This window comes from Chromohalobacter sp. 296-RDG (genome assembly GCF_029889885.1).
GTDB lineage: Bacteria > Pseudomonadota > Gammaproteobacteria > Pseudomonadales > Halomonadaceae > Chromohalobacter.
Map to the genome: position 1 here is coordinate 21,567 of NZ_JARANY010000003.1, position 17,396 is coordinate 38,962.

Below are 17,396 nucleotides of genomic sequence, written 5' to 3' on the forward strand. Positions count from 1 at the left end.
ATCATGTACCATGAAACAGAAAACCGGCCACCCAGGGCCGGTTCAGCAATGCAGTGCGCGCCAATAGTCTTTGGCAGGCCACACTCATACCTACGACTTACAATTTGGATTCGAGTTCGGGAAGTACTTCGAACAAGTCGCCCACCAGGCCGTAATCGGCGACCTGGAAGATCGGTGCCTCGTCGTCCTTGTTGATCGCCACGATGATCTTGGCGTCCTTCATGCCCGCCAGATGCTGGATGGCGCCACTGATGCCCACGGCGATATACAGCTCCGGGGCAACGATCTTGCCGGTCTGCCCGACCTGCATGTCGTTGGGCACGAAGCCGGCGTCCACGGCCGCGCGCGAAGCACCAATCGCCGCGCCGAGCTTGTCGGCGATGCCGTCGAGCAGTGTGAAGTTCTCGCCGTTACCCATGCCGCGACCGCCGGAAACGACCACGCGCGCACTGCCCAGTTCGGGACGATCGCTGCTGGCCAGCTCCTCGCCGATGAACCGCGACAGGGTATTCTCGACGGTGGCACTGATCGCCTCGACCCCGGCGCTACCCGTTGCGTCGACGGCATCGAAGGCCGTGGTGCGCACGGTGAGTACCTTGAGGGCATCGTTCGACTGCACGGTGGCAATCGCGTTGCCCGCATAGATAGGACGCTGGAAGGTATCGGGGCTTTCCACGCCGATTACCTCCGACAGTGCGGCCACGTCCTTGAGCGCGGCGACGCGCGGCAACACGTTTTTGCCATGGGTGGACGCGGCAGCCAGCACATGGCTGTAGTCGCCGGCAAGTCCGGCGATGAGCTCGGCCATCGGCTCGGCGAGCTGGTACGCATAGACGCCGTCGTCGGCGGTTCTCACCTTGGCGACACCGGACAGCTTGGCGGCCGCCTCGGCGGCGCCTGCGGCGTTATCGCCCGCCACCAGGATATCGATGTCTCCGCCGATGGCCTGGGCCGCGGCGACCACGTGGGCAGTGCTGTCTGCCAGTTGGCCGTTATGATGTTCGGCGATAACCAGAATGCTCATGCGATCACCTTGGCTTCGTTCTTGAGTTTGTCGACGAGTTCATCCACGGAGGCCACCTTGGTGCCGCCCTGGCGTTCCGCCGGCGATTCCACCTTGAGCACGCTCAGGCTGGACGCTACAGCGACGCCCATGTCATCGGGACTCTTGACGTCGATGGACTTTTTCTTGGCCTTCATGATGTCGGGCAGCTTGGCATAGCGTGGCTCGTTGAGGCGCAAGTCGGTGGTAATCACCGCCGGCAGCTTGAGCGCGACGGTCTGCAGACCGCCGTCGACTTCACGGGTCACCTGAACTTCGTCGTCTTCGACCTGTACCTCGGAGGCGAACGTGCCCTGCCCCATGCCCGCCAGCGCGGCCAGCATCTGGCCGGTCTGGTTGTTGTCGGTGTCGATAGACTGCTTGCCGAGAATCGTCAGGCCCGGCTGTTCGTCGTCGGCGACCCGTTTGAGGAGCTTCGCGGCGGTCAGCGACTCGACCTTGTCGTCGGTCTCGACGTGGATCGCGCGATCGGCACCCAGCGCCAGGGCAGTACGCAGTTGCTCCTGCGCCGCCTTGGGACCGATGGTGACGGCGACTACCTCGCTGGCCACTCCTTTTTCCTTGAGGCGCACCGCTTCTTCCACAGCGATCTCGCAGAACGGATTCATGGCCATCTTGACGTTGGTGAGATCGACGTCGGAATGATCCGGCTTGACTCGGATCTTGACGTTATAATCGATGACGCGTTTGACCGCGACGAGTACTTTCATGGTGTCCTCGCTTGGTTAGAACCGGCAGGCATGCCCTTAGAATAAATTCATTCAAGCGTTTGATAGGGGGCGTGTCCCGAAAAATGTCGCCCGTTAAACACGCGGCGACCCTATATAATATTGCGTGAACTCGTCCAACCTGGTCAAACCCTGAAGCGCCGTCATGGCAGCGCTAGCGGCCTATCGAGCTGCCCCAGGACAAACCACGCGGAAAATGACATCATGCGGGCCGGTCGCCCCATGTAGAATCAAACGGCCGTTTAAAATACAATCTTTAGAATACAACCAAGAAAAACGCGACTTGTCCATGCATCATTGCTCGAAAGACACTGTGCATGCTCGGGCGCGTCGACCGCCCAACGCGAAGATGGAGGAGATCAAGCCGTGGAACGCGAATACATGGATTTCGACGTCGTCATCGTCGGCGCCGGCCCGTCCGGACTATCGGCAGCGTGTCGCCTGATGCAGCAGGCCCACGAGGCCCAGCGCGAACTCAGCGTCTGCGTGGTCGAAAAAGGCTCCGAGGTGGGCGCGCATATTCTGTCCGGTGCCGTGCTCGAGACACGCGCCCTTCGCGAACTCTTCCCCGACTGGGAATCACGCGGCGCGCCGTTGACCACTCCCGTGGTCAGTGACGATCTCTACCTGCTCAAGGACGCCGATAACGCTCAGAAGCTACCCAATGTCCTGGTGCCCAAAAGCATGCACAACACCGGCGGCGCGTATGACAACTATGTCATCAGCGCCGGCAACCTGTGTCGCTGGCTGGCCGAACAGGCGGAAGAACTGGGCGTGGAAATTTTCCCCGGCTTCGCCGCCCAGGAAAGCCTGCACGATGATGATGGCACGGTACGCGGCATCCTCGTCGGCGACATGGGCGTGGCCGCCGACGGCAGCGAAAAATCCGGCCACATGCCGGGCATGGAACTGCGCGCCAAATATACGCTATTCGCCGAGGGCGCACATGGGCATCTCGGTAAGCGCCTGATCGAGCACTTTGGCCTCGACGAGGGTCGCGATCCGCAACACTATGCTCTGGGTTTCAAGGAACTCTGGGACGTGCCCGCCGATCAGCACGCGCCAGGGCGCGTCTTGCATGGCTCGGGCTGGCCGCTGCCCAGCGACACACATGGTGGCTGGTTTCTCTACCACGCCGAAAACCAGCAAGTCGTGGTGGGGTTGATCGTCGATCTTTCCTACGACAACCCTTATCTCTCGCCCTTCGATGAATTTCAACGCATGAAGCACCATCCGGTGCTCAAACAGCATCTCGAGGGCGGCTCCCGCGTTTCTTACGGGGCTCGCGCGATCACCAAGGGGGGTGCCAATAGTCTGCCCAGGATGACCTTCCCCGGTGGCCTATTGATCGGCTGCGATGCCGGCACGCTCAACTTCGCCAAGATCAAGGGCATCCACATGGCGATGAAATCCGGCCTGGTCGCCGCAGAGTCCGTGTTCGAAGCTTTCGTCGCGGGTGACGAAGGCGGCACGGAACTGACCGCGTTCACCTCGAAGTGGCAAAATAGCTGGGCTTGGGCGGAGTTGACCGAAAGCCGCAGTTTCGGGCCGGCGATTCACAAGTACGGCACCGTCAAGGGCGGCGCCTACAATTTCCTGGATCAACTGCTGGGCGGAAAATTGCCCACCGTGCACGACACCACCTCCGATCATGCACGCATGCGCCATGCCAGCGAGGCGACGCGCATCGACTATCCCAAGCCGGATGGCAAGCTCTCGTTCGACAAGTCTTCGTCGGTATTCCTCTCCAATACCAACCATGAAGAGGATCAACCTTGTCACTTGCGGCTCACCGATCCCGAGATTCCGGTACGCGTCAACTTGCCGGAATACGCCGAGCCCGCGCAGCGTTACTGTCCCGCCGGAGTCTACGAAATCGTCGAGGAAGACGGCGAGCCCAAGTTCCAGATCAACTTCCAGAACTGCGTGCACTGCAAGACCTGTGATATCAAAGACCCTGCCCAGAACATCACCTGGGTGGCGCCGGAAGGTGGCGGCGGTCCCAACTATCCCAACATGTGAGCTACAGGCTCCAGCGGGGCTCGTGCGGCAATCAACCGCCGGCGCCCCGCCTGCGCGAAACGTACCTCGATGACCGGATTGGCGGGATCGCCCTCGAGCAACACGACCTCGCCCTCGCCGAAGACGCCATGTCGCACCCACTGCCCCACCGCCCATGTCGCAGACGCTGGTTCAGAGGCTGTCTCTGACGCTCGGGTAACGGCTAGATTCAGGCCGCAACGTTCGAGATACTGCCCGACCACCTCCGGCGCCCGCACCGCCAGCGACTCACACGGTGTCTCGCCGAGCGCGGCGGCGGCGCGATGACAGTCCTCCCAGGCGGTTTCCTCGAGAAAGCGACTGGGACGATGATCGCCGCCATCATGCAGGACCAGCAAACGCTCGCGTGCCCGGGTGATCGCCACATAATAGAGACGCCGTTCCTCCTCTAGGCGCTCGGCATCAAGGGGCGTCTCACGCGTGTAGTGCGGAAAGTCTTCCTCGTTGACGCCCCACAGCGCGACCATCGGCCATTCGAGTCCCTTGGCGCCATGCACCGTGGTCACCAATACGCCATCCTCGCGCGCTTCGACCGGTTGGCTGAGTAGTTCGATGAAGCCTTCGGGGTCGTTGGCTAGTTCACCGGCCTGTTCGATCAACACGTCGAGCAGGCGCACGTCATCTTCGGCCTTGGCGCGACGCGAGGCGGCGCGCTTGAGGGCCTTGTCCGCTTCGGTGGCCTCGACGACATGTTCGAGCAGCTTGGCCGGCGGCCAATTCGACATGCGCGGCAGTTCGCATAACAACTGCCAGCGACGTTTGAGGTTGCGCCGCTGAAGGGGCTTCAACGCATTCAACAAAGGGTCGTGCCGCTCAGGCCATTGCTGGGTCTGAGCCAGTTGGTGCGCCAAGGCGGTCAGCGTCTCGCGGGGCACGAAGACCGTCGGTTGTGATAACAGCAGGTTGAGCTGCTCGGGGTCCTGCAGACGGCGCCCATCACGCGCCAGGGCCAGATACCCCGCCAGCGCCTGCACCAGCGGCAGACGAAACACGAAGCGATCCTCGCGCGCGAGCCGGAATGGAATGCCGGCACGCAACAGCTGCAACTGCACAGAGACGGACAACGCCCAACTGCGCACCAGAACACAGGCCTCGCCCAGGGCTCGCCCGTCGCCACGCCACTGCTGAAGGGCATCGAGCAGCGCACTGCTGCCCACCGCCACGTCGGCGCGGGTCGTCGGCGTGCCAGGCGCGGCCAGGCATAGCTGATCGGGACGCCGACGATTGGCGCGGATGGCGTGGTTGGCCGCCAAGGCCAAGACATGGCCATGGCGAAAGGTATACGACAGCGGATAATCGTGAGCACTGCCGAACAAGGTAGTAAAGCGTTCGAACATGGCATCGGGACGCGCTCCGCGCCACTCGTAGATGCACTGATTGGCATCGCCGACTGCCATCACCTGCGCGGAAGACCCCGCGAGAATCGCCAATAAGCGCTGCTGCACCTCATTGATGTCTTGATACTCGTCGACGATCACATGATCGAGAAAGCCCTGCACCCGGGAACGTGCCTCGGGAGCCGCTTCCAGGCAGCGCAGCGGCCGATAGAGAAGATCGGCGTAGGTCATCAAGGCGTGATCCTCGAGCAACCCCTCGAAGACCGCATACGCTTCGCAGAAATGCTGGGTGCCGTCACCGAAATCCATGCGTTCGTGGAGCAACTCCGGGGCGCACATCTCGGCCTTGACCAGTTCGCAGAACTGCGCCAGCGCTTCGAGACGATCCGACTCCAGCGCGGCGTGGCGTTGACTATCGTCGGCGTGTTCCAGGCTCATCTGCACTGCCTGACGCAACAGCCGCTCGCGCTGCCAGTCGGCGGCGATCAATTGACGCGATGACAGATACCCCCAGCGCGTCAGGGTCTGGGTCAGGCGATGGCCGATGGAGTGAAAGGTTCGCACGTCGGGAAGGCGCTGCCCCGCCGCCTCATGAGCCAGCTTGTGGGTGAAGTCCTCGCGCGCGGCGCGATTGAACATCAGCACCAACATGCGTTGCGGTGGCACGCGGTTGGCCAGCAGGTGCAAGACGCGTTGTACGAGCGTGGTGGTCTTGCCGGCACCGGCGACCGCCGACACGCGCGCATGTCCCTCGCCATGCGCGACTACGGCGTGCTGTTCAGGCGTCGCCTCGCTCACGGCGTCTCCTCGGGCAACCAGCCGAGGGGCTGCCAGACGCCGGCGCTATATATCCCCAGCTCGCTACCGTCGAGCGTCTCATGCATCTCGGCGGTATCGATCAGGCGATAGTAGACGTTGCGGTTGAGCCGTGCCGACAATCCGAAGCGAATGGCGACCTCGGGCACCGGATCGCCAGCCGGCATGGCGCTGACCACGAGGCGGCGTTGCGCGCCCAAGGTGACGCTATCGCCGAGATTGGTAGTCAGCGTCCACACCCCGTCGCGGCAATCGGCATCGGCGATCAGGAACGCTCTGTCCTCGACCTGAATACGCAGTTTTTCGACCGGTGTGACCAGGTAATAATCGCCATCTTCTTCCCGACGCAGCAGGCGCGACAGCAAACCGACCAAGCGTGCGCGCCCGATCGGCGTGCCCTCATGCCACCAGCGGCCATCGGCGGCGATGGTCAACGCCATATCACCGCAGAAAGGCGGATTCCAGGTATCGACCGGCGGCAACGCTGCCATCGGTGATGCGTCGAGATGCGACGTCAACGACTCTAGTGGCATGCTCGCTCCTCGTGCTGGGCGTTACTGACCGCTCATCTGTGCCAATGCCTCGCGCACATCGTCGGGCGCCTCGGGCAGTGCAGCGCGGAACAGCCGGTAGAAATTGGCACTCGTCTGCATCGCGACTTCATCGACACTGATGCCCCGCTCGGCGGCGATGCATTCCGCCACCTCCACGACCCACTGAGGCTCATTGGGCTTGCCACGATGCGGCACCGGCGCCAGATAAGGGCTATCGGTCTCGATCAATAGCCGGTCGAGGGGCACAAGACGCGCCAGTTCGCGAACCGAGGTCGCGTTACGGAAGGTCACGATACCGGCAAGCGAAATATAGAAACCCAGCCTCACCGCCTCCCGCGCCATGTCGAGATCGTCAGTGAAGCAATGCAGGACGCCCCCCACGGCGGGGTCGGTATGCTCACGAATCAACGCCAAGGTGTCTTCCTTGGCATCACGGGTATGCACGATCACCGGCAGTTCGAGTTCGCGCGCGGCGCGCAAGTGGTCGGCGAAACGCCGTCGCTGAACCTCGTGGGCCACTTCATCGTAGTGATAGTCCAGCCCGGTCTCGCCAATCGCCACCGCTTCATGACGCTGGGCACAGTCGACAATGGCTTTCACGTCGGGTTCGTGCTCGACTCGGTGCAATGGGTGTACCCCGGCGGAGAGCGAGACGTCATCATGGACACGGGCGATATCGACCAAGTTGGGCACGTCGTCCAGCGTGACGGCGATCGCTAGGAAATGACGCACGCCACGTTGGCGGGCGACTTCCAGGGCGCCCTCGAGCTTGCCGTCATGGGCAGTGAGATCGAGTCGATCGAGATGACAATGGGAATCAACGAACATGCGGTACCTAAAGAATCGAAAAAGGGGTGGCCCAGCCCATGGCATAAGGCACTGTCTGAAAAGTGCCTGCGCTCGATCAGACGAGACCTAAAGGGTATAGCTAGGGCGTGTGGCGGTGACACCTACAAGCTGGGTGTCGATCAGTTCTCTCACACGCTGATCGGCGTCGCTGAAATGCACACCGATTCCCGGGACGCGACGCCCGCCGACACCCGGCGGCGACAGCCAGGCGACCGTACCCGAAACCGGTAGGCGCTCAGCGTCATCCGGCAAGGTGATCAGCAGATACACTGCATCGCCGAGCGCATAACGCTCCTGCGTGGGAACGAAGACACCCCCCCGTTCCAGCCAAGGCATATGAGCTGCCTGCAGGGTCTGCGTATCGTGGAACGTCAGGGATAAGGCTTTTTGCGCCACGCCGGGTACTCCTCGATCAGGGTGCACGACTCACTTCATGCACAATATTCATGCCCGCCGGCGCGGCACTTTCATGAGCGCAACAGCGACGCCCAACGTACCAGCCAGGCTTCCAGCACCAACTGTGCATTGGGGTTGCCCCCGGCGGCGATCAAACGGCGCTGTTCACGCGCGTAGTCAAGCAGGCGGAACCAATCGCGAACCCGGGCATTCTTGGCTGCCTGGCGATACAACGGCAGCAGATCCGGATTGCGCACGTACTGTGCTTCGCCGGAGACACCCAATCGAATCAGGTCTTCGAGCCAGACGATACCGTACCACAGCACGCGGTCCAACGACTGGGGATCGAGACGCGCCGCCTCGGCGACCGGCTCCGCGCCGCGCACCAGGGCATCGAAGAGCTCGCGCAGCTCCTGGCGCAAGCCGCGCCCCTCGGCCAGCTCGACGGCAAACTGGGGCAAGCCACCGGCCACGCGCAACCAGAAACGCGCCTGTTCGGGATCCTCGAAACGTTCGTTCAGCCATTCAAGGGCGCTGTGTGGCTCGGGCACGCCCAGGCTCCAATGCTGGCAACGCGAACGAATGGTCGGCAACATGCGCGAAGGAATATCCGCCAGGAGCACGAACAGCGTCTTCGCGCCTGGCTCTTCGAGACTCTTGAGGAGCGCGTTGGAGGCAGCCACGTTCATGGCCTCCGCGGGATGCAGACGAATCACGCGATAACCGCCTTGTTGTGCGGTCTGCGACACGAAAGCGTTGACCTGCCGAATCGGATCGATGCGTATCTGGCGGCGCTTTTCGGCCGGGGTAATATCGAGCAGGTCAGGATGGTATCCCGACGCCAGCATGTGACAGGCATGGCACTCACCACAGGCGGTGTCGCCCGGCGCATGACACAGCGTGCGGGCTACCAGTGCATCGGCGAGATCGTGCTTGCCGACCCCATGCGCACCCGAAATCAATAGTGCATGCGCCAGACGGCCCGCGTCCTGTTGGCGAGTCAGATGTTGCCACAAGTCACGCTGCCAAGGCAGAGGCGTCACGACCATAACGCGCTTCTCGCTGCCAGGTGATCAGCGATCGACGCCTGTACCGCATCCAGCTCTCGGTCGGCATCGATCACGGCGAACCGTGCCGGCGCCTGGGCGGCGCGGGAAAGGTAGCTCTCACGCACGGCGGTGAAGAAGTGCTTCCGTTCGCGCTCGAAGCGGTCGCGTGAGGTGCCACGACGTTCGACACGATGCTGGGCAGCCTCGACCGGCATATCCAGTAAAAGCGTCAGGTCGGGTTGCAGATCGTCTTGCACCAAAGCTTCAAGTGTCGCAATACGCGTCTCATCCAGCCCACGTCCGCCCCCCTGATAGGCGAAGGTCGCATCGGTAAAACGGTCGCAGACCACCCACACGCCCCGTGCCAAGGCGGGACGGATCTTGGCCGCCAGGTGCTGGGCGCGAGCCGCGAACATCAGCAGCAATTCGGCCGTCTCGTCGAGCGGCTCCTGCGGGGCGGGGTCGAGCAGCAGTGCACGAATCGCTTCGGCTCGTGGGGTGCCACCCGGCTCACGCGTGCGCAGCACTTCGATACCGCGTGCGCTCAACCAGTCGCACACGAAATCCACGTTGGTGGACTTCCCCACCCCTTCGCCCCCCTCGAGGGTGATGAAACGTCCTGGCGTCATGGCAATGGTCTACCCCGCTCAGCGGTTGAGAATGTAACGACGTACCGCGGCATTGTGCTCGGCCAGCGTACTGGAAAAGTGATGCGACCCATCGCCTTGAGAGACGAAATACAAGGCATCCCCCGGGGCCGGATCCACGGCGGCCTGTAACGATCCCGCACCCGGCATCGCAATCGGTGTCGGTGGAAGCCCGTCGATCACGTAGGTGTTATAGGGCGTCTCGCGACGCAGGTCGGCTCGCGTGATATTGCCATCGTAGTCGTCTCCCATGCCATATATCACTGTGGGATCTGTCTGCAGCCGCATGCCGCTTTCGAGGCGTCGCGTGAAGACGCCAGCAATCTGACGTCGCTCTTCCGGGATCCCCGTCTCGCGTTCGATCAACGAAGCCAAGATGAGCGCATCGTAAGCGCTATCGATAGGCAGGTCGGCATGCCGCTGCGCCCAGACATCCTCCAGAGTAACCGCCATACGATCGTAAGCGCGACGTAATACCTCCAGGTCCGTCATCCCCTTTTGATAGCGATACGTATCGGGGAAGAAACGCCCCTCGGGATGTTCATCCTCGTGCCCCAGGGCCATCATGACCTCTTCATCGCTCATGTCTCGAGTACGATGCTCGAGCTTGGCCGCGGCATCCAGTTCGCGACGCATCTGCGCGAACGTCCACCCTTCGGGAATGGTAAACCGATAGGACACGACGTTATCGCTGGAAAGTCGCGCCACCATGTCGTTGCCGCTCATTGTGGGGTCGAGCTCGAACTCGCCGGAACGCAGTCCGTTGACCTTGTCGGGCGAGAGCTTTGCCAGGACGCGATACGGCCAGGCGGTGTCGATGATACCACGCTCTTCGAGCTCGCCTATGACACGCAAGAATCCTGCACCGCGCGGCACTTCGTAAATCGTCGTCTGTTCCAAGGCCAGCGGAGCCGCCAGGCGAGATTGCCAATACTGATAGGCCCCCAACACCAACACGCCAGCCAATATCGCAATCCCTATGAAAACCTTCACCACTCGCATGTCGATACCTTGTCTCACGCCTCATCGAAGGCGTCATGGGGATAGCCCAGCAATGGGTGGGCATGCTGTTGCAGATGCCGATGCGTCGTGTTTATCGCCCACCGCTTCAGGCAAGTACCGTCGGTATCGTCCAGTTGCCTCAGAGGCCACACGCCCTGAACCGAGTTGACGACCCAGGCCGCGTCGGTCTCCATCAATGTCTCGACCCCCGTTTCGCGCGTGTGGATCGGCAAACGCTCGCGCAACGCCGCCAGCAGCGTACCTTCCACGCCACATGCCGTCAGATCGGGGGTCTCGAGAATGCCGTGCCGCCGCCACACCAAGTTCATGCTGGTCGCCTCGACGAGACGATCGTGATGATCGCACAACACGCCCTCGGCAACGTCGGGATCGCACCACTCGCGGCGCGCCATGACATTCTCGAGACGGTTGAGGTGTTTGATGCCTGCCAATAAAGGCTGGTGCCCCAAGCGCAGCCGGCACAGGCGAACGCGCACGCCATCGCGCCAATGCGCAGACTGTGGCGTGAATGGCATATACCGCCAACGCAGACGCGGCACGGGCGATTCGGGAGATACATACCCACGCCCACCGCTGCCACGGGTCACGAGTAGCTTGAGCACGAACAAGCCATCCCCCGCATGCCCCGGCAAGCTCGCCAGGGTCTGCGCATCCGGCAATGGAATTTCCAGCCGCTCGGCACCGCGTGCCAGTCGCCGTAGATGCGCGTTCCATAATAAAGGCTGGCCATCACGTACGAGGACGGTCTCGAAGAGACCGTCCCCATAAGCGACGCCGCGATCATCGAACGGCACTGCCTCGTCGGCCATGGCGCCTAAACGCGGCCGAAGATCAGTGAGCCATTGGTGCCGCCGAAGCCGAAGGAATTCGACAGGCTATATCTCACCGACCTCTCGCGCGACTCGTTGGGCACGTAATCTAGCGTGCACCCCTCGTCAGGCTCTTCGAGGTTGATGGTTGGCGGCACAACGCTGTCGCGGATGGCGAGCACGCTGAATATCGCTTCGACAGCGCCGGCGGCTCCCAGCAGGTGACCGATCATCGACTTGGTGGAACTGACCGTCACGGACTTGGCCGCCTCACCCATGATGCGCTCCACAGCATGGCTCTCGGCGACATCGCCCGCCTGGGTCGAAGTCCCGTGCGCGTTGATGTAATCCAGTTGACCGGCATCGATAGCGGCGTCCTTGACGGCATTGCGCATGGCCATTTCCGCCCCCTGACCGTTGGGCGCAGTCATGTGGTAGGCGTCATCGCTCATGCCAAAGCCCAGAAGCTCGGCATAGATAGGCGCGCCACGCTGCTTGGCATGCTCGTACTCCTCGAGCACCAGCACTCCGGCGCCATCGGAGAGCACGAAGCCATCTCGTTCGCGGTCCCAGGGACGGCTTGCAGCAGCAGGGTCGTCATTGCGCGTAGACAGCGCGCGCGCCGACGAGAAACCACCCAGGCCCAGGGGCGTGGTGGCCATTTCGGCTCCCCCGCAGACCATGGCATCCGCATCGCCATAGGCGATGGTACGCGCCGCGTAGCCGATGTTGTGCGTACCCGTGGTACACGCCGTGGTAATGGCGATGTTGGGCCCACGAAAACCATGCTGGATCGCCAGGTTGCCGGAGATCATATTGATGATCGACCCAGGTACGAAAAACGGCGAGATCTTGCGTGGGCCACCGCGATTCAAGGCATTGTGGTTATGCTCGATCATCGGCAGCCCCCCGATGCCCGAGCCGATCGCCACACCGATGCGATCTGCATTGTCCTCGTCGCTCTCCAGTCCGGCATCGGCAATGGCCTGTCCCGCCGCCGCGATTCCGTACTGAATGAACAGATCCATCTTGCGCGCCTCCTTGGGATTCAGATAAGGACTGATGTCGAAGTCCTTCACCGAACCGCCAAAACGCGTATTGAATCCCGTGGTATCGAAGTGGTCGATCGGTGCGATGCCGCTCTTGCCTGCCAGGAGATTATCCCAGCTTTCCTTGACATTATTACCGACCGGGGTTACCAGTCCCAGTCCGGTTACCACGACCCTTTTACGAGGCATCAGCTCTCCTCCAGACTTGCGAGTTGGCACGGCAGTGCCGTGTTTGGCGCGCATTATACCCGAAACACCGACGGGATGGAGACCGCACGCATGCACAAACGACGAAGGCCGCCCTGATGACAGAGCGGCCTTCGCGAGTCGATGTCGAACCGGGCAACCCGGTACCGCTCTACTTACTGGTGAGCGACGACGTAGTCGATCGCTTCCTGAACGGTCGTGATCTTCTCGGCTTCTTCGTCGGGAATCTCGGTGTCGAATTCTTCTTCGAGCGCCATCACCAGCTCGACAGTGTCCAGCGAGTCGGCGCCGAGATCCTCGGTGAAGGAAGACGTGTTCTGGATGTCTTCTTCCTTGACGTTCAGGCGCTCAGCCACAACCTTCTTCACGCGCTCTTCGATGGTGCTCATTCTCTTGTTACTCCTAGTGGTACGAATCCGCTAGCTCTGGAAAAGCTGCGGCTAGTTTATAGACCGCTCCCAGACGACGCAACAGCGCCCTGGAGAGCGTCAACGCATATTCATGCCGCCGTTGACCTGCAGCGTCTCACCGGTAATGTAGCCGGCATTGTCGCTGGTGAGAAAGCCCACGGCAGCGGCAATTTCCTCGGGGGCACCCAGACGCGAGAGCGGAATCTGTCCCAGCAACGCTTCGTGCTGGGCCTCGGGTAGCGCCTGCGTCATGTCGGTGGCGATGAATCCCGGCGCGACACTATTGACGGTAATGCCACGCGAAGCGACTTCACGCGCCAGGGAGCGAGAAAACCCTTCCATTCCGGCCTTGGCCGCCGCATAGTTGGTCTGCCCCAGGTTGCCCATGCTGGCGACGACCGAGCTGATACTGACGATACGCCCGAAGCGTGCCTTGGTCATGCCGCGTACGCACGCCTTGGTGACGCGATAAAGCGACTTGAGATTGGTGTCGAGCACCGCGTCCCACTCGTCTTCTTTCATGCGCATCAGCAGATTGTCGCGCGTAATACCCGCATTGTTGACCAGTATGGTCGGCACACCGAACTCGTCGCCAATCGCCTTGATCAGGCTCTCGACGCTGGCCTGGTCGGTAACGTCGAGCATACGACCAGCACCCTCGACATCGTGCGCCTTTAGATCGGCATCGATCTCGTCGGCGCCGGCTTGGCTGGTTGAAGTGCCGATCACCACACGTCCTTGACGGCCCAGCTCACGGGCGATCGCTTGTCCAATGCCGCGACTGGCACCGGTGACCAGGGCTATCCTGCGTTCGCTTGTCATCTGGTTTCCCGCATTCATCACTAAGACTGCTCCCCTTCGCTACGCGCCAATTCCAGCGCGCTCTCGAGCGATTCGGGGTCGTTGACGGCAAGCCCCTTGGCTTGGCGTTGTATTCGCTTATTGAGTCCGGTCAGGGCTTTACCCGGCCCGCATTCGACAAAGACCCGGGCGCCGCGTTCGTACATGGCGTTGACGCAATCCGTCCAACGTACCGGGCGATAAAGCTGCTCGACGAGACGCTGACTGAGCGTTTGAACGTCCTCATGCGCGAGCGCATCGACATTCTGAACCACAGTGTAACGTGGCGTTCTGAGATCGAGTCGATCGATCTCCGCTGCGAGGCGCTCGGCGGCCGGCTGCATCAAGTTGCAATGCGAAGGCACCGACACCGGCAGCGGCAAGGCTCGCTTGGCACCGGCTTCCTGGCACAAGCCAATGGCCCGCTCGACGGCGGCTTTGTTACCCGCTATCACGACTTGCCCCGGAGCATTATAATTGACCGCCGCGACCACTTCACCTTGCGCCGCTTCACGACACGCCGTCTCGACCGTCGCGTCATCGAGACCCAGCACCGCCGCCATCGCACCCTGGCCTTCCGGTACTGCCGCCTGCATCGCCTCACCGCGCAGACGCACCAGACGCACGCCTTCCGCGAAGCTGATGACACCGGCACATACCATGGCGCTGTATTCACCCAGGCTATGGCCCGCCATCACCAGAGGGCGCGGGCCCTCAAGCTCTTGCCAGACGCGCCAGATCGCAACGCTAGAGGTCAGCAGTGCTGGTTGCGTACAGGCGGTAGCGTTCAAGGCGCTCTCGGGGCCTTCTTGCACGACTTTCCAGAGGTCGTAACCTAATGCACCGGACGCTTCGTCGAACGTGGTCCGCACGACGCTGTAACGCTCGGCCAGCTCCCTCAGCATGCCGATCTGCTGGGAGCCCTGCCCCGGAAAGACGAGGGCGAGGGATTGTGTCATGACAGTCACCTTTGAGGATGGGGGGCGTCGGGTTGAGCATCGCTCGCCAACCCACTATCCGCTCGACCGCTATCGGGGTCGACCGAGAGGATAGAAGGCTCAGGACGCACCGCATCGCCCAACTCCCGTACCAGATGCGAAGGTAAGTCCATGTCGACCTCGCGCACTGCACGTGAAATGGCATAGGCAAAGCCTTTGGCGTCGACCCCGCCGTGACTCTTGACGACAATACCCGACAGCCCCAGCAGACTAGCGCCATTATAGCGTACCGGGTCGAGCCGTCGCTTGAGACGTAGTAACGCAGGCCTTGCCATGGCACGCACCACACGCGTGGCAAAATGCGCCTCGAACGTCTCCTGAAGACGCGATAGCAACATCGTCGCCAAGCCCTCGCTGGCTTTTAAAACCGCATTGCCCACGAAACCGTCGCACACCACGACATCCGCCGCCCCCGAGAAGATGCCATCACCTTCGAGGTAGCCGATATACTCGAAGCCATCGCCATCTTGCTGGTACGCCATCCCTTGGCGCAGATTTTCATCTGCCTCACGTACGCTGGGCACGCCTTTATTGGCTTCGACACCGATATTCAACAGCGCCACACGCGGTATCGCCACATCATCGATCACTCGCGCCATGATCGCGCCCATGCGCGCAAAATCGACCAAATGACGAGACTGGACACCAACATTGGCTCCCAGGTCGAGCAGATAACACCGCCCGCCACCCTGAGTAGGCACCGCCGTGCTGATGGCAGGCCGGGCAATGCCCTTGACCGTGCCCAGCTCACGCCTCGCCAACGCCATCAACGCCCCGGTATTACCCGCGCTGACACAGGCATGTGCCTGGCCATCGCGAACGCTCGCGATGGCACCGAGCATGCTGGACCCATCGGCCTCACGCACGGCGTTCGCTACCCGCATGGCCTGTGAGATCACACGCGGCGCGTGCTGCAGGACGAGACGGGAGCGATAGCCGGAAAGGCGTTTAGGAAGGGACTCTAGCTCGGCTTCCAAGGCGTCGCGAGGGCCGTGCATGTGAATCTCGAGATTCGAGTGCATGGCGAGCGCCTGGAGAGCGCCGATAACGGTGGCGCGGGGACCCAGGTCCCCGCCCATCGCATCGATAGCGATTCGCACGGTCACGTGCGCGTCTTCGACGTCTTAAACGTCGAAGACCTTGCGGCCACGGTAGAAACCATCGGACGCCACGTGGTGACGACGATGCGTGGTGCCGGTCTCCTTGTCCTGAGACAGAGTCGGGGCGCTCAACGCATCGTGGCTACGACGCATGCCACGCTTGGAACGGCTCTTGCGTACTTTTTGAACTGCCATGGGTTACACTCCAGAGTGTCGACGATGATTCAAAGTTTGCCTTTCAAGTTGCGCAGCACTTCGAAAGGGCTTGTAGAACGCTGCTCCGACACCTCGGCATCAGCGCCGCTTTCCAACTGATCGCGCGAAACGGCGCAATCCGCTTCGTCATGATAAATCACCTGCGGCAGACTCAGGATGAGCTCATCCTCGACCACCAGCAGAAGATTCAGCTGCTCGTTTTCCACCAATACCGGCTCATAGTCGCTCGGCAAGTCACTCGCCAGACTATCATCGGTGACCAGTCCCAGCAGGAAGTGACTCTCCAGCGTCACCGGCATGGGCTCCAGGCAACGTCTGCAAGGCATCTGCACCTGCGCCAGGAGCTGGCCGTCCATGAGGCGCCGCCCTTGCGTATCGATATCGAAACTCAGGCGTACCTCGCAGTCGCCCTGCTGCGCGCCGATCTCTTCGCCAAGGCGCGACATCGCATCGAGTGCCGCCAGGCCTTCGAGACGTTCACGATTGACAGCGAGCTTATAAGGCTCGACCTGCTTGGGAAGTCGTGTGGTCAACATAGGCGCGCAATAATAGGGACTCACCCCGACGCTGTCAAAATAAGCGCACTGTACAGAACCAACGGAGCGCGGCAGACTGCGTATTGACGCGCCATCCCGCCATCGTCTTTCAAGGAGACGCCATGACTCGCCTCGTCCTCGCTTCCGGCTCCCGTTGGCGCCGCCAGCTTCTCGACCGGCTCGAACTGCCTTATGCGTGGGCCGCGCCGGAGATCGACGAAACGCCACGTGCTCGTGAATCGCCCCAGGCCCTGGTGCATCGCCTCGCCCTGGGCAAGGCCACGGCGCTCGCCGACGACTACCTCGAGCACTTGATCATCGGCTCGGATCAGGTCTGCATGTTCGACGGCGAGATACTCGGCAAACCCGGTGACATGGCCACCGCACGCGCCAACTTGCACCGTTTTTCGGGCCGACACGTTCGTTTTCTAACCGGCATCGCGCTAATCGATACCGCCCACGCGCGCCACTGGGTCGATCACGAGCGTTACGACGTGGTATTTCGCGAACTCAGCGACACTCAGATCGAGCGTTACGTCGAGAAGGAGCGCCCACTGGATAGCGCCGGCAGTTTTCGCATGGAAGGGCTGGGTATCACACTCTTCGAGCGCCTCGAGGGACGCGACCCGAACACCCTGATCGGCCTGCCGCTGATACGTCTGTGTGAAATGTTGCGCGAGGCCGGCCTCGACCCGCTGGGCTGATACC

At 61.9% G+C, this 17,396-nt stretch carries 19 protein-coding genes; 2 read left to right on the forward strand and 17 right to left on the reverse strand.

The genetic code is table 11. The features are described 5' to 3' along the window. Positions 1-97 precede the first annotated feature (97 nt). Positions 98-1,024 (reverse strand): FAD-binding protein, encoded by a 927-nt coding sequence (locus tag OP495_RS02190; RefSeq protein ID WP_280561296.1) that lies wholly within the window; start codon positions 1,022-1,024, stop codon positions 98-100. After that, positions 1,021-1,773, reverse strand: a complete 753-nt coding sequence (locus tag OP495_RS02195; RefSeq protein ID WP_280561297.1) for an electron transfer flavoprotein subunit beta/FixA family protein — start codon at positions 1,771-1,773, stop codon at positions 1,021-1,023. Before OP495_RS02195 ends, OP495_RS02190 begins: the two co-directional genes overlap by 4 nt. Before the next feature lie 399 nt (positions 1,774-2,172). Here OP495_RS02195 and OP495_RS02200 point away from each other — a divergent pair, with 399 nt between their 5' ends. After that, positions 2,173-3,813, forward strand: coding sequence for an electron transfer flavoprotein-ubiquinone oxidoreductase (locus OP495_RS02200; protein WP_280567050.1), 1,641 nt, complete (start codon positions 2,173-2,175; stop codon positions 3,811-3,813). Here the strand turns inward: OP495_RS02200 and OP495_RS02205 are convergent. From OP495_RS02205 to OP495_RS02275, 15 genes are all read right to left on the reverse strand, one after another. Further along, on the reverse strand, positions 3,798-5,987 hold the full coding sequence (locus tag OP495_RS02205) for an ATP-dependent helicase (RefSeq protein WP_280566909.1): 2,190 nt from the start codon (positions 5,985-5,987) through the stop codon (positions 3,798-3,800). The genes OP495_RS02200 and OP495_RS02205 overlap by 16 nt on opposite strands. Beyond that, the gene (locus OP495_RS02210; protein ID WP_280566911.1) at positions 5,984-6,538 is read right to left on the reverse strand and encodes a DUF1285 domain-containing protein; all 555 of its coding nucleotides are present in this window, start codon (positions 6,536-6,538) and stop codon (positions 5,984-5,986) included. The genes OP495_RS02205 and OP495_RS02210 overlap by 4 nt, the downstream gene beginning before the upstream one ends. Positions 6,539-6,559: 21 nt before the next feature. Further along, positions 6,560-7,387, reverse strand: coding sequence for a TatD family hydrolase (locus OP495_RS02215; protein WP_280566913.1), 828 nt, complete (start codon positions 7,385-7,387; stop codon positions 6,560-6,562). 87 nt (positions 7,388-7,474) lie between these two features. Then, the gene (locus tag OP495_RS02220; RefSeq protein WP_280561301.1) at positions 7,475-7,804 is read right to left on the reverse strand and encodes a PilZ domain-containing protein; all 330 of its coding nucleotides are present in this window, start codon (positions 7,802-7,804) and stop codon (positions 7,475-7,477) included. Between the two features lie 71 nt (positions 7,805-7,875). Continuing rightward, a complete protein-coding gene (locus OP495_RS02225; protein WP_280561303.1) occupies positions 7,876-8,853 on the reverse strand; it encodes a DNA polymerase III subunit delta' in 978 nt (325 codons plus the stop codon). Further along, entirely contained in the window at positions 8,844-9,482 is a 639-nt protein-coding gene (gene tmk, locus OP495_RS02230; RefSeq protein WP_280561304.1) for a dTMP kinase, read from the reverse strand. Before tmk ends, OP495_RS02225 begins: the two co-directional genes overlap by 10 nt. An 18-nt stretch (positions 9,483-9,500) precedes the next feature. Continuing rightward, positions 9,501-10,502: an endolytic transglycosylase MltG gene (mltG, locus tag OP495_RS02235; RefSeq protein ID WP_280566915.1), complete on the reverse strand. Its 1,002-nt coding sequence runs from the start codon at positions 10,500-10,502 to the stop codon at positions 9,501-9,503. A gap of 14 nt (positions 10,503-10,516) precedes the next feature. Further along, positions 10,517-11,332 (reverse strand): aminodeoxychorismate lyase, encoded by an 816-nt coding sequence (gene pabC / locus OP495_RS02240; RefSeq protein WP_280561305.1) that lies wholly within the window; start codon positions 11,330-11,332, stop codon positions 10,517-10,519. Between the two features lie 5 nt (positions 11,333-11,337). Continuing rightward, complete coding sequence (fabF, locus tag OP495_RS02245) at positions 11,338-12,570, reverse strand: beta-ketoacyl-ACP synthase II (protein ID WP_280561306.1); 1,233 nt, start codon at positions 12,568-12,570, stop codon at positions 11,338-11,340. A gap of 173 nt (positions 12,571-12,743) precedes the next feature. Beyond that, positions 12,744-12,977 (reverse strand): acyl carrier protein, encoded by a 234-nt coding sequence (gene acpP, locus OP495_RS02250; RefSeq protein WP_011506901.1) that lies wholly within the window; start codon positions 12,975-12,977, stop codon positions 12,744-12,746. A 99-nt stretch (positions 12,978-13,076) separates the two neighbouring features. Further along, the gene (gene fabG, locus OP495_RS02255) at positions 13,077-13,820 is read right to left on the reverse strand and encodes a 3-oxoacyl-ACP reductase FabG (RefSeq protein ID WP_280561307.1); all 744 of its coding nucleotides are present in this window, start codon (positions 13,818-13,820) and stop codon (positions 13,077-13,079) included. Between the two features lie 20 nt (positions 13,821-13,840). Beyond that, a complete protein-coding gene (fabD, locus tag OP495_RS02260; protein ID WP_280561308.1) occupies positions 13,841-14,797 on the reverse strand; it encodes an ACP S-malonyltransferase in 957 nt (318 codons plus the stop codon). 5 nt (positions 14,798-14,802) lie between these two features. Then, a complete protein-coding gene (plsX, locus tag OP495_RS02265; protein WP_280567052.1) occupies positions 14,803-15,936 on the reverse strand; it encodes a phosphate acyltransferase PlsX in 1,134 nt (377 codons plus the stop codon). A 24-nt stretch (positions 15,937-15,960) separates the two neighbouring features. Beyond that, positions 15,961-16,131 carry a 50S ribosomal protein L32 gene (rpmF, locus tag OP495_RS02270; RefSeq protein WP_040243667.1) on the reverse strand — a complete coding sequence of 57 codons (171 nt, stop codon included), beginning with the start codon at positions 16,129-16,131 and terminating at the stop codon, positions 15,961-15,963. Between the two features lie 29 nt (positions 16,132-16,160). Further along, positions 16,161-16,688, reverse strand: a complete 528-nt coding sequence (locus OP495_RS02275; protein ID WP_280561309.1) for a YceD family protein — start codon at positions 16,686-16,688, stop codon at positions 16,161-16,163. Positions 16,689-16,810: 122 nt separating this feature from the next. On the opposite strand from OP495_RS02275, the gene OP495_RS02280 reads away from it, so the two are divergent. Next, the gene (locus OP495_RS02280) at positions 16,811-17,392 is read left to right on the forward strand and encodes a nucleoside triphosphate pyrophosphatase (RefSeq protein WP_280566917.1); all 582 of its coding nucleotides are present in this window, start codon (positions 16,811-16,813) and stop codon (positions 17,390-17,392) included. Positions 17,393-17,396: the final 4 nt, after the last annotated feature.